Origin of the sequence: Segatella baroniae DSM 16972 = JCM 13447 (assembly GCF_000426585.1) — a bacterium.
In the GTDB taxonomy this organism is placed as follows: domain Bacteria; phylum Bacteroidota; class Bacteroidia; order Bacteroidales; family Bacteroidaceae; genus Prevotella; species Prevotella baroniae.
This window is the reverse complement of the sequence record NZ_AUFQ01000006.1, coordinates 57,416-73,102: the sequence shown is the minus strand read 5'-3', so window position 1 is coordinate 73,102 and position 15,687 is coordinate 57,416. Positions and strand designations below refer to the sequence as shown.

Sequence of the window (15,687 nt, the reverse complement as noted above, 5' to 3'; positions counted from 1 at the left end):
TTTTACCATGAGGTGTTGGCATACTTTTTCCATCCCTCGACAATATATCTATACTGACTGAGCGTAGAAGGACGAACGTCTAATTTTGAATTCGCAATGTTGTAGCCCGACACCTTGAAGACATTGAAGTCGTAGCTCTTGACATACGAGTTGGTCATATTGGTATCGATGAGGCCTATTATCCGCGAGGCATCGTTCCTGCGGTCTTGCCTTATTCCATCAAACTCTCCTGACGGCAAGACGCTAAGTCCATAGATGTAAAGTATCTGGATATACGGAATGGTGACGTTGGGCATTTGAGAATAGCCATACGCATAGATGTGATCCATGAATTCTTGACGCAAACCCTCGAACCTTAGATCGGACGGCTTGAACACCAATCCATATCCATTCTTTTGTCCTTTATTCCATCCACTGACATCGCAGAAGAGCTTGAGTTTTTTACGCACAGCTTCTCGATTTTCTTTACCCCTGTTTTCCCAGGTTTGGGCTGAGCTTAGCATATAATCTTTGCTCCCGACATATTTCAGAACCATCTTTTTGAGACGTTGCAAGCCATACATCATTGTTTGGGCCGTATATAAGTCTTCATCGAAAGCTTCGGTCAGTTTCTCAAATGCTTTTTCCTCGTGCGAACTAAGGTTGGAACCTATCGCGTCAGGCACACACTCGTCTCCATGCGGTTTGATACTGATTTTAGACACAGCATTCATAAGTATGTTCTGAGCCCTAAAGGCAGAGAGGTTGTAAACACCGTCGTGACCATTGTTGTCGCGTCTGGCATCCGCCAGGCATTCCACTTTCGTTGCCGGTGAATTGGTGTAGGTGCTGTCGCTGAACTGGAATTTCTTCATCGGAACACTACCTATCGTACCATAGTTGCTCCAGTAGACAATGGCCAAGGCAGGGTCTTTTGACCATACATCGTTGAGGTTCTTGGTGGCCAAGTCATACCTGTCGTTATTATAGTGAACCTCTCGCAGGTTACTGTAAATCGCTTCATCCTTGTGGCCGCCTGCCGCTGTTTGATAATGACCACGGCCTTGTGTCGCGGCAAAACTGTAGTAGTCGACAGTATTGAACTCACTCTGATAGAGGCCAACCGTGAAGTCAGCTTCGTTGCTGGTTTGCTTGAACGTTCGCATCATGCTGCTCAAGGAGTCAAGCCCTACCGTCTGGGAGAGTTCTTTCTGATACTCTTTCATATACTCACCCAAATCCAACTTCTCTTCTTGCTGTGTCGTATGGATTTTTGCAGAAGCGTGTCCTTGTGGATTCCGCCCTCTTCCCTTGCGACCTGCTGCGGCAGCACGGCCTTTTTGGGATCCTCCATAAGTTTTACCCGTCCGGCCCCCAGCAGGCTTGTTGGAGCTTTGGGACGAACTGCCTGACGGCTGTTCACGGGCTACGAACACCTTCATGGCCTCCTTCACTTCGGCCACATTGCGCTGTTGCTTTTCGAGGTCAACCTGCTTGATTGTCAGTCTATATCTCTTTCCAGCTTTTACAAAGCGTCCAAAAGAGGCATTGTTGGCCAGTTGCCATATAATGTATTTATAGTCACCTCTGTTATTCGCCTCAACAATTTCCTCCATAGGTATGTTTCGACACTTCGACCCTTCATAGCTCACTACCTTTACCGTGTCTACTTTCCAAGAATCTTCGGCAGGAGTGGTGCTTGTGCTTGTGTTGTTTTTCGACCCATGAGAGGAAACCTGGGGCTTGCCGCCTTTGCCTTCCGAGATTCCAAGTTTTTTCTCTTCCATCTTGGCCTCGTATCCAGCGGAGATGTTGAGGGATGGTTTGTTAGAGCCCTCAATCTTTATTATTGAGTTTGGATCTATTTGCTGATTATTCTTTGACCCAGAGCCGGAAGAAGCAGCTCCGTTCGAGGATTTTCCCTGACCAAGCCTTGCGCGAGAAGAAGCAGACTTGCTCGAGGAAATCCCCTGATTAAGACTTTTCTTAACAGAAACAGGCTTGTTCGAGGTATTTCCAGGATTAAACAGTGGAGCAAGGGATGTATCCGAGGTAAATCCATTACCTTTGAGAACTGCTGCTTTAACCTTATTTGAACCATTGCCGGAAGCGGCATTGCCCCCGTCTTTCTTGGCTTTTTCGTTCGCGATAGCCTCATCCAGTCCTACGGCCTTGCCGTTCTTGTTCATGAGATAGAACTCTCCGTTGAATGTACAGCCTACGTTGACTTCTTTCTGGTCGGGTATTTCCCAGCGATGGGTGTTGTCGTTGTACACTTCCAGGTCGGCCTGCACTTGGTAGCCCTGTTTCCATTTGTCACTCCGCGAGCCGCAAAGCGACAGAATGGGCTTGGAGGCTTCATTCAAATAAGCCCATCCTTTATTTTCCGGCAGAGCCAACTTCACGTCCTGCGTGATTTCCACCGGCAGTTCACCTGTGCGGAAATAAACGATGGACGTGTCGCGCCATGCTCTGTGCACGTCTCGGAATCCTGTTGTAGAGTCGTTGAAGACGGGGTCTACTTCCTTTCCGCCTCTAAGCTCCTTGGCATAGCCCGAGAGCGTCAGCTTATAGAACTTGTTGGGGTTCAGTCGGCCAAGTCCGGTGAGCGTGAACGACTCCTTGTTCGTCGTGCTGTTCTTCAGCTTGTAAACCGCCGATGGGTTGGTGTCCTTCTCGCTATTGAACTCTTCGAGCTTCATCGCGGGATCTACATGGAACACGTAGACACGCTCCGACTGCTTGGCGTAGTTCATGTAGTCTTCGTCAAATTTGGCTTTGTCGTAAGCCGCCTTCTCATCGACCAGACGCAGTTGCCGGTCAATGGTCATATTGGTCGTGTAGCGTGCTTCGGTGTAGACACTCACCTTGCTGTCATTGCCCCATCCCGTATCCTTTTCGTCTTTTCCGGGCTGAACGTCTTCAAATATGTTGATGTCGTCGAGCGGATTGGTAAAGGTAGGCATACAGACATGTCCGGCCTTGAGTTCTATGGAGCCGTTGAACTTGACAAGTCCACCCAGCAGTTTGGCTTTGGCTTTCACCTTGCCGTAGGCCCACGCCGGATTAGGCAGTCCGCCTTTCAGTACGGCGCCTACACCAGCTTCGATGATCGGCAACTTACCCTTGAAGATCCAGAGGTTGAGCATCAATCCCATTTCGCCAAACGCGTATCCGTAAATCTGTCCGTTGGCATAGTAGCCGTTCTTGCCGGCGGGACGCCCATCGCCACACTTGGCCGTCTTGAGTTTCTTGAGCGACAAATCGAAACCGGCTATCATCTCGATGTCGGCATAGCATACCACGGCGTTCAGCGCCAGCTCGCCGGTGATGCTGGCTCCGAGCATTACGCCGCCTTTGGCTTCGCCTTGGAAGCCCTGGAACTCTTTCACCGTTGCTTTCCTGCCTTGAATCACCTTGGAATCGGTACTCAAGAACTCTTGTACCTTCGTGGGCAATGGCGGCAGTTGTCCGTTGTCGGGCAGTTCGTTGCCCAGACATAGATAGGCGTCAGCCACATGCTTGCAACGCAGGTAGACGGGGCTGCTCGACTTGCCGACCTGGAAATCGAGGTAAGTAAAGACGCAACGCTCCGATGATTGAGGTTTGCCCAAATAGAAATGCCATTTGGTATCAAATCTTCCCACATAGTTATCGGGCTTCATCGTAAACTTCAATTCAATCGGAATCTGTACCCCCATCTTGAGTTTGGCGGCCGATTCCCTGTCTCTCCGCGTTCCGGAAGCCTCGGCCTTGTCACCCGAATCATCACTGTTGTTGGCGTCGAAGCCGTTCATGTCGGCCTTTCCATCTCCGGCGCTGGGCCCATCAAGCTTCTTGCCCGTCAATTTCTCATACTCTCCACTCATATCGGCATTCGCGTCGACAGAGATGTTGAGCGTCAGCGATTTCTCTTTTTCTTCATTCAAATAGGCGAACCGCGCCTTGGCTTTGATGAGCGCGTCTTCTTTGTTTTCCGCATAGAGCGCGTAGACGTCGCCTTGCATGATGAAGTTAGAGAGTTTGTTCCTGTCCTTATCGTAAATGACGGTAAGGGACAAGGGGGCCGTCACGAGTTTGTCGGAACCCGTCGTGCTGATGGTGAGTCCGAACATACCGCCATAGCTCTTGTACTTCGGATTCTTGTTGATATCGGTATTGATAAAGAAGCCGCCGCTGATTCCACTGATTCTTACGGGAGGTATCTCTATGCCCGCTACCCCAAAATTGAGCGCAACGCTGAATGCCGAATAGGCGTAGGTGTCTTCTTCGCCACTGGCCTTGGTACGCACGGCTTCGCCCCACGAACCCTCCAGGTCGATGTCGAAGAGGCCCTTCATGTTGATCTTCAAACCGCCTTTGTAGCCATGGGTCTTCTTCTCTTCCCCTTGTACCGTCAGTTTGTTTTCGCTCATCTCGAAGACGCCTTCGACGTTGACGCCGCCGAAGCCCGACTTGATGATGGCCTTGGTGAACTGGCAGTGATCCCAATCGAAATCGAAATCCTTCAGGTCGATTTTTCCCCACAGTACGACTCCTGCGCCGGCCACGAGCTTGTCGTCCATGAAGCCGATGCTGCCTTCGAGTTCGAGACCTATGAGCTTGTTGTCATGGCGTATGCCTATGTCGTCGAGCGTAAAGGAGAACGACCCTAATTTCTTTCTGGGCGAAGCCAGTTTCCATTGTCCCAAACTGAAGAAGAAGTCACCGTTGGGCGACGCGTATTCATAGACCGATTCTCCGGCAAGTTCTTTCCGCGAATTTTTAATGTCGCTTTCTACGTTGTTCTTCTTCTCACCGCTCCCTTCGGCAGCGTTTGTATTGGCGCTTTCCGCATTATTTGCAACCGACCGTTTGCTGTCCGGGGTCTTGAAGTTGGCCAACCTGAAGCCCGAGAACGCGACTCCAGGGATGTGCAAGCCCATGAAAGTCTTGTCCTTGGTGCCGCTAATTGAGATTTCTCCACCCATGCACAGTTCTACACGGGTTTTATTGTTTTCAGACTCTACGAAGAAATGGGTCTTGTCCTTGTCCAGTTTCATCTTGGCGAGGAAGGCGTCGAATATCAACTCCTCGGCCACCTGCTGTGTCTTGAACGTATATTTGAACGAACCGCCACTGTTCTGCGCCCTGCTCATGGAGCACTCGTAGCCGATCTTGCCCTTCTCCATCTTGCCATCCTTGCCTTTCTGCTTGAGCAGCGGCACGCCGAATTTGCCGTTGAAGCCTACTTTGTTGAAGCTGTTCTGCAAGACGTCGAAGTAGATTTCATCCAACGACAGCGACCAACCACCGAGCTTGCCGGTTCCAAACTCCACAATATTGTTGGCAGAGATGTTGAAACTGATACCCGATGCGTCGAAATAAAGATTCTTGACGCTCAGCGAAAGGCGCTTGTCTTTGTTCTTGTCGCCTTTATCGGATTTCTTGCTGGTCACTTCCACGATGGTCGGGAACTTGATCGTGAACTCGTCAAAATAGAATCCCTCCCAGCTTTCCGCCGTTGTCTGTCCATTGCCAAGCTTTTTGAGGTCGTAGCCTTTGGGCAGCTTGAAGTTTGCCGTATTGAATGTGGTGGAGTGGTCGAACGTGATACCCTTGCCGGTCGGCACGAAAGTATAGCCCGGCGCGCCCTTCACCTGGAACGGATCGAAGGCCACGGTGGCCGTCCAGTTGCTCCAGCTCCGCATACGCGTGCGTACATTTACTATATAAGGCACATCCTCCAGGGCGTTCCCCTTGCCGTCGTCCTTCATCATGTGGGGGATGTTCACTTCCATGTCCACAGCCAGACTGCTGAGCGTGTCGGCATCCCAATTCACGTAACAGCCGTCTTCGGCATAGGAAGGTTTCCGGGGAGCCTTGAAGGTGTAGGCGTATTGAGAGCCGGGGTCTTTTACCGTCACGTCGCTCAACAGCGACAGGCAGCCCGCCTCGGCAAACAGTTTGTTGGGCGCGATGCACTGGCGGGGCGCGCCGAACACGAGGACATCGTTGCGCGTATAGTCGCTCTCGGGCATGACGAAGAGTCCCATGAGATTCATCCACGACGAATTGGGCGAGAACTCCATTTTCAGTATCTGGATGTCGATCGGTGTCCTGTTGATTTCTTTCGGCAACTTCAACGGCAATGTGAGCGGCCCGATTTCAGAATTGATGAAGTTCTTGACCACCATGCAGCCGTCCTGCAGCCATTTGTAGTAGCGGGCAACGTCCTTCTCCTTCGCCATGTACTCGTTGAGCTTCAAGCCGTATTTCTCTACAGAGCCGAAGAAGTCGAGTCCCCACTTGTCGAACAGGTCGTAAGGAATGAAGTTGTAGTCGAGCTGGGCCGAAACGACCTTGCCGTCATATACCTGCCGATCCTTGTTGATGAAGAGCGTGTCGAACTTCACGTTGATCATGATCTTCGCGTTCTCCAGCATCCAGGTGACGTAGCCCGTTCCCTTGTAGCACTCCTTGGTTTGGTCATTGATCTTGACGGTGGTCTTCTCTATCTTGGTCACCGTCATCTCGAAGTCGCCCACCTTGACGGTCTTGTCCTTGAGATCGTCCTTGGAGAAGTCGCCCAGCGTCTTGTCCTTGATGGCGTCGGAGGCACCCGGGTGACAGTCGGGGAAGCGTTCGCCCACCGACGTGATGAAGGTGAGGTCGAGATAGTTCTCCTCGTCCTCGCCTATCACTATGCTGTCGTTGCCGAAGGGATAGTTCACCGTGACACGCAGCCGGATGCGGCCGGAGCCACCAAGGGCTTTGTCTATCTTATTCCACGAGATGGTGTCGGCAAGTTCCGTGATGTTGTTCTTCTCATAGAACGGCTTGCTCTGCTTGAGCGCGTCCTCGTCCTGTCCCGTCTGCCATTTCCAGGCTTCCACCTTATAATTCAGCGAAATCGTGTCGGAATCGGCGACAAGCGCTTCTGATATGACCGGACGCTTCCACGCCATGCAGATCGAGTCTCCGGTCTGTAGCGTCAGCGTACGCACGTCTTCCGTATCGGGATGCGGCTTTTTCAATACAGGTTGCGCGATGAGATACTTGTCTTTCAGCGCATCGGCGGAGTCTTTCCGTGTCCCGACAGTGTCTTTCTGCTCCGGTGTCGTTTCCTCTTGCGCGGTGTCCGTCTTCGTTTCCGAAATGTTGAACACCAGCAACTCGCTCTTTCCGCCATTCTGCAACAGCACGTAGTTGTTCTTTTCGGCCACATTGCCGCCAATGGGTTCGGCCGTCACCTGACAAACGTACAAGCCGGGGGCATGGGCAATCTTCTGCACGATGGCCGTCGGCAGCACGCAATAGGTGGCCATCAGGCCCGAACGTCGATAGACGTCGGCCCCGTAGAGCATGGCTTCGTCGGCCGTCTGGCCGTCGACCGCCTTGACGACGCGCAATGAATAGCGATACTGGCGCGTTCCGGCGCATGCCGTCATGGGCGGTGTCCATTCCAGTCGCGGATTGGACAGGTCGAATTGCGTTTGCGAAAGCAAATCGTCATGAAGTCCATCCCTGACGGAATGATGAATGCCACTTCCCTTGATGAGGGTGCCCTTCTTGTTGCCGACCACCCGTCCTCTGTTGTTGCGCCATGTCGTGGAAGGTGCCGGCGCAAAGGTCTGGAGGAAGCGGGGCGCGGAGCCGGAATAGCAGACATTGAACATACAATGACCCATGATGGGGTCGCTGAGCACCTCGGGGTTACGGTTGCCGGGCTGATAGCGATACGCCGTGATCTGGCCCGAATAGGTTCCTTCGGGCAACAGGCCGATGATGCCGCGCGTGTAGTCCGACAGCACGCCACCGGTCATGCGAAGCTGGTTGACGTTCAGATGACGGAAGAGTTGCTTCTGCATCACGACATCCAGCACCTGCAGCTTGTGGGGCAGCAGGACGAGCGGCTGCTGCGGCATGGCCTCGGGCGGCGTCGACAGCGACAGCCCCGAACTCGGGGTCACCTGCTGAAGCTCAAGCCCCAGATAGACGTTGAGCACCTCGTCGGAGATGTTCTCTAAAGATATCTGGAAGTATTTGCCGGGGTCGCCGACATAGTTGAGCACCGAGGGAGGCATCGGGTCGTACTTGGGACTGACCATAATCTTCACCTGGCCCTGGCCCATGGCGTTGAACGTGAGGGCGGCAAGAACCGTCAAAGTCGTGAAGACGCGCTTGAGATGGCTGTTCATTGCATTCATAGTGTATCGTTTCATAGGGCGTTTCATTTCTGTTTCTTGGAAGCTTTACGCTTGAGTTCCAGCAGCGTAAAGGTATAGTTGTAGTTCAGACTGCAGTTCAGGTCGTAGCTGGAATACTTCATGACATCGACGATGTTCATGTCGTTGTAGCGGCTGTAGCCTGCGCTGAAGGAGAACGAGTGTACTTTCTTCAAAGTGTAGCCGGCATAGAGGTCGACACCCACCGACCAGTTCGTGTTCTCTCCGGCGATGTGGTTGCGGCAGGCGGAAAGGGTCAGCGAGGCCGTCAGGTTCTTGTCTTCCAGAAACGAGCGGCCGGCAGAGCCCGATATGACGTCAGAGGTGTATTTGCGCTCATAGCCTTCGGAGGTCTGGTGGCTGTAGTTCAGCCCGAAATCTGTCTTGATGCGCTCCACGCTCACGCCGTAGCCGGCGCCGTAGGAGATGGTTTTCACGTCGCTCTCGCCCGTGGAGAAGGGGTTGAGGTCCTTGTTCTGCGTATAGCCGCCGGTCAGGCTTACCGTGTGGCTGTTGCCGCCGGCCTCGAAGGAGTAGCTCGGGGCGAGGTGCAGGTTGTGCATGATGCGGTTCACGCGCGTCGTGTCGTTCACTTCCATGGTGCCGGCACACTGCTGCTGAAGATAGCCGCTGTAGCCGGCCGTCAGGTTCAGGCTGCGCGACAGGTTCACGACGGCATTGGCCGAGTAGACGTAGCCGCGTGTCGTATAGAGTTGCTTGTTGTTGAGATTGTCGTTCTGGTAGGCGAAATTGCCCGAGAGTATGATGTTGCGCGTGAGCGAACCGCTCATCGAAAGCCCCAGGCTCTGGTAGTTGTTGCTGATATAGCTGAGGCCCAACGACGTGTAGTCGGGCTGCACCAGCTTGTAGGAGACGGAAGTGAAGACGCCGCCCAGCGACAGGTTCAGGTTGACGTCGCCCGCAAAGCGGTAGAGCGAGCTGTAGCGTGCGTCGAAAATCTTGTCCCACTTGTCGATTTCGTCTGAATGGATGCGGTCGGCACTGAGGTCGGTCGAGAAAACGGACGCGGCCACATTGGCCGTGAGCGACATCCAGTTGCCCAGGGAGGTGTGTCCGCGAAGGGCCACCGAAAGGTTCTCCTTGGCCTCGGTGGTGCGGCGCCATTCCGCGGCCAGGGAGCTGAGACGGTCGTAACCCTTGAAGACGTAGAGGTCGAGATAGTGGCGGCCGGAGCCGTAGCCCACCTTGAAGCCCCATCCCATGCGGCTGTATTGGGGGCTGCGCGCCTTGGGGTCGAGTGGATTGTCGTTGATGGCATGGCGGAGACGACCGTAGAACATGCCGAAGCGAAGCCGCTGGCCGTTGTATTCAAGACCGGCGCCCTCGAAAGGGATGTTGTAGATGTAGGGGGACATGGGCAGGACGTGCGTGCCCAGGTGGAGTGTCCAGTTCTTGTACGTAGGACTGATGTTGAACGAGAAGCGAGGATAACTGAAGTTGAGGTCGCTGTTGGAATAGTAGAAAGAAAAGGGCATGCTGAACCCATAGAAGCTGATGTTGAGATTGGCATACACCGAATTGCTCAACGGAGAGGCGAAGCCACCGCTCGAAGAATGGTAGTAGGCATTCTGCGTGCCCACGGCTCCCGTGATGATCAGCGGGTCGCTCTTGGCAATCTGTGAGATGTCCTGCGAATATCCGGAAACAGGAACCAGGCTGATGACGGCGGCCACGAGACCGGTGCGAAATAGGTTGTCTTTCATCGCTTCAAGGGTTATATTGACAGAAGGTGATTAAACGGGACGATGTCCCACGCCGATATCGGCGTGGGACATTTCCATTAGAGAAAATTATCATCTGGCTACCTTCCGGGAGAGGGTGCGTCCGTCTGTCGTCACGACAGTAACGATATATACGCCTGAAGGCAGTTGTGTCAGATCTGTGTCATTGACGAGCTGAGTGGACCCGTTGACGGCGTTCACACGGAAGCTCTTCACCTGAAGGCCGTTGAAGTGGAGACGGCCGTCGGCCACGGTGATGTCGGAAGACTCGGCGGTGATCTGGCCTACCGAAGTGGTTCCGCCCAGCTTCATCACGACGGGCTTGGCCAGGCTGCCGGCCATCTTGTCGAACGGCAGGCCGCCCGAGAGCAGGCGGTATTCGCCCGTCACCTTGTCGTAGAGCTTGAAGCTGACGGCCTCGCCGCCCTTGCCGTGTACGGTGATGAAATACCGGCCTTCCACCAACCGGCCTTCGCCGCGGCATTCGTCGCCCACGAAGGCACCCACGGTGCAGTCGGAGGCACGTGTCAGTTCGGGCACTTCGGCAATGATGGTCATGTTGTCGGCAAAGGCCGCGCTGTTATACGCCCATACGCTGGTTTCAACAAGTCCGTTGCGCTTGGCGGGCGACGTGGGGGCAGGCTGCGGAAGCATACTCTCGGCAGGGAAAGAGAGTTGGTGCATGGACGCAGTCGGCTGGGAATTGTAGAACATGTAGCCCTCGCCGGCCTTCAACGTAGTGAGGTCGCCCGTCCATGCGGAACCGCTGTATTCGGCGAAGCCGCCGTCCTTCGACACGATGCGTGAGCCGGTCATGATTCCACCGTCGAGCATGAAACTGCTCAGCGGTCGGTCGTACTGGTAAGGATAGGCGATCCAGTTCCAAGCAAGGTTCACATCGATGCGTTTGCCTGGGCGCGGCTGATAGTCGATGGTCGTCGCCGGAGCCATGGCGTTCACCGGAGCCGCGCCATCCTTGAGGCGCACCTTGTAGCACTTGTTCATCTCCAGGCTTTTCAGTGTGCCGAAGTAGCCGTATTGCGCGTCGTTGTAGAGCAGGTCTTCGGCGGAACGTATTTCGAGCAGGTCGTCGCCATAAAGCGTATGGATACCGGCGTTGTCGACGGGAGCGGCGAAGTAGGTGCGCCACTGCCATCCGGCCACATCATTGATTTCCTGACCGATGGTGATGGTGGCCCGACCTATTGTGTTGCCGTCATACCGGGCGGCGATGGTTCCCTTGCCCACCGAACGGGGCGTGATGGTCCACTGCAGGCCCGTAGCGTCAGCCGCAGCCTCCGCAAACTTCCATGTCGTGGGGAAGTTGGAGTCATCGTTCGTAATGACGAGGCTCACCTTCGAGGCATCGAACTGGGCGTCAGCCGGAACCGGCGTCAGCCGCAACGCATGCGTGGTGCGGTTGCCCATGACCACATTGCCAATGGTAAAGCCCGTAAGCCCCTGAACGATGTTGACGGTGAATGTCTTGGTGAGGGTGCGCTCGGTGGTGGCAAGTGTCGAGGTCCCTGCGTCCAGACGCGTCTCCTTATCTTTATAGGTGACGGTCAGAACGGAAGAACCGGCTTTGCGGGCCTTGATCATATAGCCGGCATACGCCATGGCAGCCTCGACGGTCACGACATCGGTTGCCGACGAGGTGAGCTGATACTTATTGGCGGCCGGGGCTGTCGGCGCGAAGGTGAAGTTGTCCGAAACCTGGGTGGCGATGTCCTGATAACCGTCACCGTTGGGGTCCCAGTCGATATTGAGCGGATTAGCCTTGATGTTGAGACTCGTGACGTTGGGCTGCACATGAACCTTGAACGTACAGTGAACGCTGTCGTTCGAAGCCGTGGCCCTGATGAAAGCCTCTCCCACTCCTATAGTTGTTATATGCCCGTTGTTTTCTCTGCGAAGAACACCGTCATTCTCTGTAGGGTAAAAAGCCAGGTTGTTGTAAACCGAACCTACAGGCTCCGGATAGACATTGGCTTTCAGCAGGTCGGTGATGTCGCGGTCTTTATATACATAGATGTCCGAGAGGTGGCTCTTCAGCGATTGCGCCCGCTGCTGAACCTTCACTTTCAACGTGGCCGAGAACGCTCCTACGGTGGCTGTCAGCGTGTAGTTGCCCACCTTCTTGGGCACCCATCTGTCGTTGGATGACATGTACACGAGCGCGGAGGCGTCGTTGGGAGTCAACTGAATCGGGGCGGTGACGCCCGCGGGAAGCAGATTGAAGGCCGTCTTTACATATTGGGTCAAGGTCAGCCCGTCTTCCAGGTCGACAACGACGCCGTTGGTATAGTCCGTAATTAGTTCCAACCCCGTGACGGTCTGGTCCACGTAAACCACTGCATCGGCCAAGTCGGACTTGGACATATACATATAGCGTACCACCACAGGGTTCATGCCTTGGGTTGTCTTGGTTCCTTTCAGCAGATGACCGTCCGTTATGGTAAAATACGTTGTGTTATCGCATTCAAACGCGGCGTCGACAAGCTTGGTGGCGTTGGTCGGCGTCAGCTTCAAATAGTCGTTCAGGTCAATGGTCTGGCCCACGTTCACGTGAATGGTGCTGGGTGAAATCTCAAACTGTGTTGGCTTGATGAACGTCAGATGATAGAGGCTGCTGGGCACGCCTTGCGCAGGTGTCGCTTCATTCTGGTAGGTATAGGGCGCGTTGCCTGTGACAACATACTCCAAAATGGGATTCTCGTAATCGTCAAACTCCATCAGTCTGAACGCCACGGTCTTGCCATTGTCGGCCGCCGTGCCCTCGATACGGAGCGGGAAATAGCATACTTCACCGCCGGTACTGGCAGCGGGAGTCTCTACCTTGGCTTTCGCCATGCCGCGGCATTGCCCGTCGATGAAGGCACCCAACGCGTAGTGTTGGATATTGTTGCCGTTCATGACGGCTTGGGCTGAGCCGTCGACAAGGTCGGCATAAACCACGCACTGATCACTGTACTGGCCATACTGATAGCTCAGCCAATCATACCCTGCGTACGCTCCCAGATGGGCCAGCATCAGGAGCAGCGTAATAAGCGTAAATATTCTTTTCATGATTTTTCCGATGGTTCGGCCGCAAGACCGAACACTTTTTTAAGCGTTAAACATTTGATAATTTCCAAGGTTTGTAATATCCAAAATCCGTCGCGACAATCAAAGGATGTCGCTTTTGATTACAAAATTAAATCATATAAAAAAGAGAGAGTAGACTATTTGGCCAACTTTATGAAATATATGGCCAACTTCCCACTTTCCCTTGGGCTGCAAAAGACATGAATACGGTATAACTTCCTGACAGTCAACGCCCGTTTTGTCCAAAGAGCGCCCTTCCCTTTCTCTCTGCCGCCGCCCTCCCGCCTTCCTCTGAAAGCAGTCCTTCCGTCGTGCCGTCGCAGCCTTTTTGTCATGCCGAAGCAGCCTTTTTATCATGCAAAAGCAGTCCTTCCGTCATGCAAAAGCAGTCCTTCCGTCATGCAAAAGCAGTCTTTTCAATCATTCCGAAGCTGTCCCTCCGACTATACAGAAACATCCCCCTCACTCCAAATCATTCATTGGCCAATGGTCATGGTGCATTGCGCCTGCTACCGCCTGTACTGTGCATACAACCGTAGTGTACTCCGCGTGCAACCGCCTTGGCGGTTGGTCTTTCTATATGGCCGCCTTTATGAGCCTTGACGCACAATGTAAGATGGTTGTGAGGCAAAACACCAACTACCGCCTTGGCGGTTGGTCTTTTTAGAGGGCGGGGGTGCGAGCGAAGCGAGCTACCCTGCCTGGCACGGACGATAAGAAACTAGGCCGAAGGTCTTGGTCTTTTTACCCAAATGGGGCATTTGGAATAACGATTTGCATGTTAAATCCTAAAGGACGATTTGGGTTGAAAGAGCAGGAAGGCTGCTTTTGAAAAACAAGAGGGCTGCCTTTGAAAAACAAGAAGGTTGCCTTGAAAGAGCGAACGGGCCGCCGTCGCCATGCGAAAAGAGGCCGCCTCATCGCGAGGCGGCCTCTTGCAAATGTCTGATGTCTCTTCAGTGTCAATCTAAAAAGTTCAGTCTTTCTTATAGAAGGGGCTGTAAAGCAGCTTGCCCTTCTCCGTGAATGCCGCGTCGGCGGGCTTCACGATGCAGTCGAGCGGGTTGACGTGGGTCTTCAGCTCGTAGTATTTGGTTTCGCCTGCGGGCCGTGTCCAGAACTCGGGGGCCAGCGGCGTGGTGCATTCCTCGTCGGTGAAGGGCGTCCACACTTCGTTTTCGGCACCTTGGTTCTCGATTTTCGTGTAGACCTTGCGGTTGCCGTCGTCGTAGTCGTAGAGCGCGCCGAAGGCGTTGACATAGCGGCCGGGGGCCTCGGTGAAGCTGACGGTCGACTTGTCGAGCATGGGCTGCAGCTTCTCGCGGGTGAACGCTTCGGTATTCTCGGTGCCGGGGATGGCGATCTCGCTCTTGAAGTAGTTCCACACCTCGAAGGTGATGCCGTCGCCGTACTGCTCGCGGAGGGCCTTGAGCACGGCCTTGTTCACGCCCTGGGTCTTCACGCGAATGCCGTCGGTGGCGTAGGACACGGTCAACTTGACGGTCTGGCCGGCCACCGTCCAAGCCATCTCCCTGTCGTTGGCCGAGTTGTTGTACTGTTCGGCCAGCTTCTTGTGGGAGAGGACGATGTTCATGTCGTCGGCCTGGCAGTAGTACTGGGCCTCGACGGGGATGAACACCTCCACGTCGGCGGTGTCGCGCACGTGGATGGACAGCTTGGTGGCGATGTAGTCGCCGTCGGTCTTCTTCTCGTTGAGCGAGAGGTTCACTTCCACCTCACCCTTGTTGCCCGTCACGATGGCCGGCGGGGTGGGCGTGGAGGGGTTCTCGGGTGTTCCAGGCGTCATGCCGCTGTTCTCCTGGTCAATGCCGTCGGCCGGAATCATCCTGACCACCCAGTCGTTGTAGATGCCGTCGCCGTTGAGCCGCTCGCCCTTGCTGTTCTCGAACTTGTAGTCGAAGCCGAGATAGAAGGCCGTCTTGCCGTTGTATTCAATCTTGTAGATCTTGTAGGCGTCGTGCTTCGTCTGGTTGACGTCGCCGGCCTTGTCCCTGTAGGTGGGGTCTTTGAAAGGCAGGTTCAAGAACAATGTGTTGTGGCCGTTGTACGCGTTGTAGCCGTCGATGCGCTGGCCGTTGATGACAAGGTCGACCATCTCGTTGCCACCGGTCAAGTTCGCGTTTCCCATTTCAGGATAGCCGTTCCACCTGTTGTAGTATTGCGCGGAGGAACCGGCCGCCTGCATGAAGTAGTTGCTGTAGTTGAACGCGACGCCGGCTTCGTCCTTGTGGTTCTTGATGTAGTCTACAACAAACTTCTTTTCGGCGTCTGTGATGTCGGCGGGGATGTTTGCCTTGTACTTCGCGGGGAAGTCGCCGGCCCATCTGACGTAGGACTTGAAGGCGTTGTCGCCCGAACGTGTGGCGCGCGTGGTGGCCAACACGCTGCCGGCGGAATGGAAAGAGATGTCCGAAGCCTTGGCGGGCGCGAAGCCCTGGGCCGTTCCAGGCTGGATGGCGGAGTTGTTGACGACGTCGTCACTGGTGCAGGAGGCCAAGGTCATGACGCCGCAGAGGGCGCCCAAGGCCAAACTCATTTTGATTTGTTTCATATAGCTTACAACCATTAAGTTATTGATAATCAAATGCTTGTTTTCAACGGCATGGCGACCGTGCGGATAAAAGGCCGCCATCGTGCTGCAAAAATAGAAA

At 54.2% G+C, this 15,687-nt stretch carries 4 protein-coding genes; all 4 read right to left on the bottom strand.

Going from position 1 to position 15,687, the window contains the following annotated elements:
* Positions 1-2 precede the first annotated feature (2 nt).
* The 4 genes from K334_RS0106175 to K334_RS0106155 all read right to left on the bottom strand — a co-directional run bounded on the left by K334_RS0106175 (position 3) and on the right by K334_RS0106155 (position 15,587).
* Positions 3-8,183 carry a hypothetical protein gene (locus tag K334_RS0106175; protein ID WP_154655566.1) on the bottom strand — a complete coding sequence of 2,727 codons (8,181 nt, stop codon included), beginning with the start codon at positions 8,181-8,183 and terminating at the stop codon, positions 3-5.
* An 8-nt stretch (positions 8,184-8,191) separates the two neighbouring features.
* Positions 8,192-9,910, bottom strand: a complete 1,719-nt coding sequence (locus K334_RS0106170) for a hypothetical protein (RefSeq protein ID WP_021589674.1) — start codon at positions 9,908-9,910, stop codon at positions 8,192-8,194.
* A gap of 90 nt (positions 9,911-10,000) precedes the next feature.
* Complete coding sequence (locus K334_RS0106165) at positions 10,001-12,997, bottom strand: hypothetical protein (protein ID WP_025880973.1); 2,997 nt, start codon at positions 12,995-12,997, stop codon at positions 10,001-10,003.
* Between the two features lie 994 nt (positions 12,998-13,991).
* Entirely contained in the window at positions 13,992-15,587 is a 1,596-nt protein-coding gene (locus tag K334_RS0106155) for a hypothetical protein (protein ID WP_154655565.1), read from the bottom strand.
* Positions 15,588-15,687: the final 100 nt, after the last annotated feature.

What these genes read in the sequence shown, in the direction of transcription:
- K334_RS0106170 (WP_021589674.1), bottom strand. Translation starts at nt 9,910, where the DNA reads ATGAAAGACAACCTATTTCGCACCGGTCTCGTGGCCGCCGTCATCAGC.
- K334_RS0106155 (WP_154655565.1), bottom strand. Translation starts at nt 15,587, where the DNA reads ATGAAACAAATCAAAATGAGTTTGGCCTTGGGCGCCCTCTGCGGCGTC.
- K334_RS0106175 (WP_154655566.1), bottom strand. Translation starts at nt 8,183, where the DNA reads ATGAAACGATACACTATGAATGCAATGAACAGCCATCTCAAGCGCGTC.
- K334_RS0106165 (WP_025880973.1), bottom strand. Translation starts at nt 12,997, where the DNA reads ATGAAAAGAATATTTACGCTTATTACGCTGCTCCTGATGCTGGCCCAT.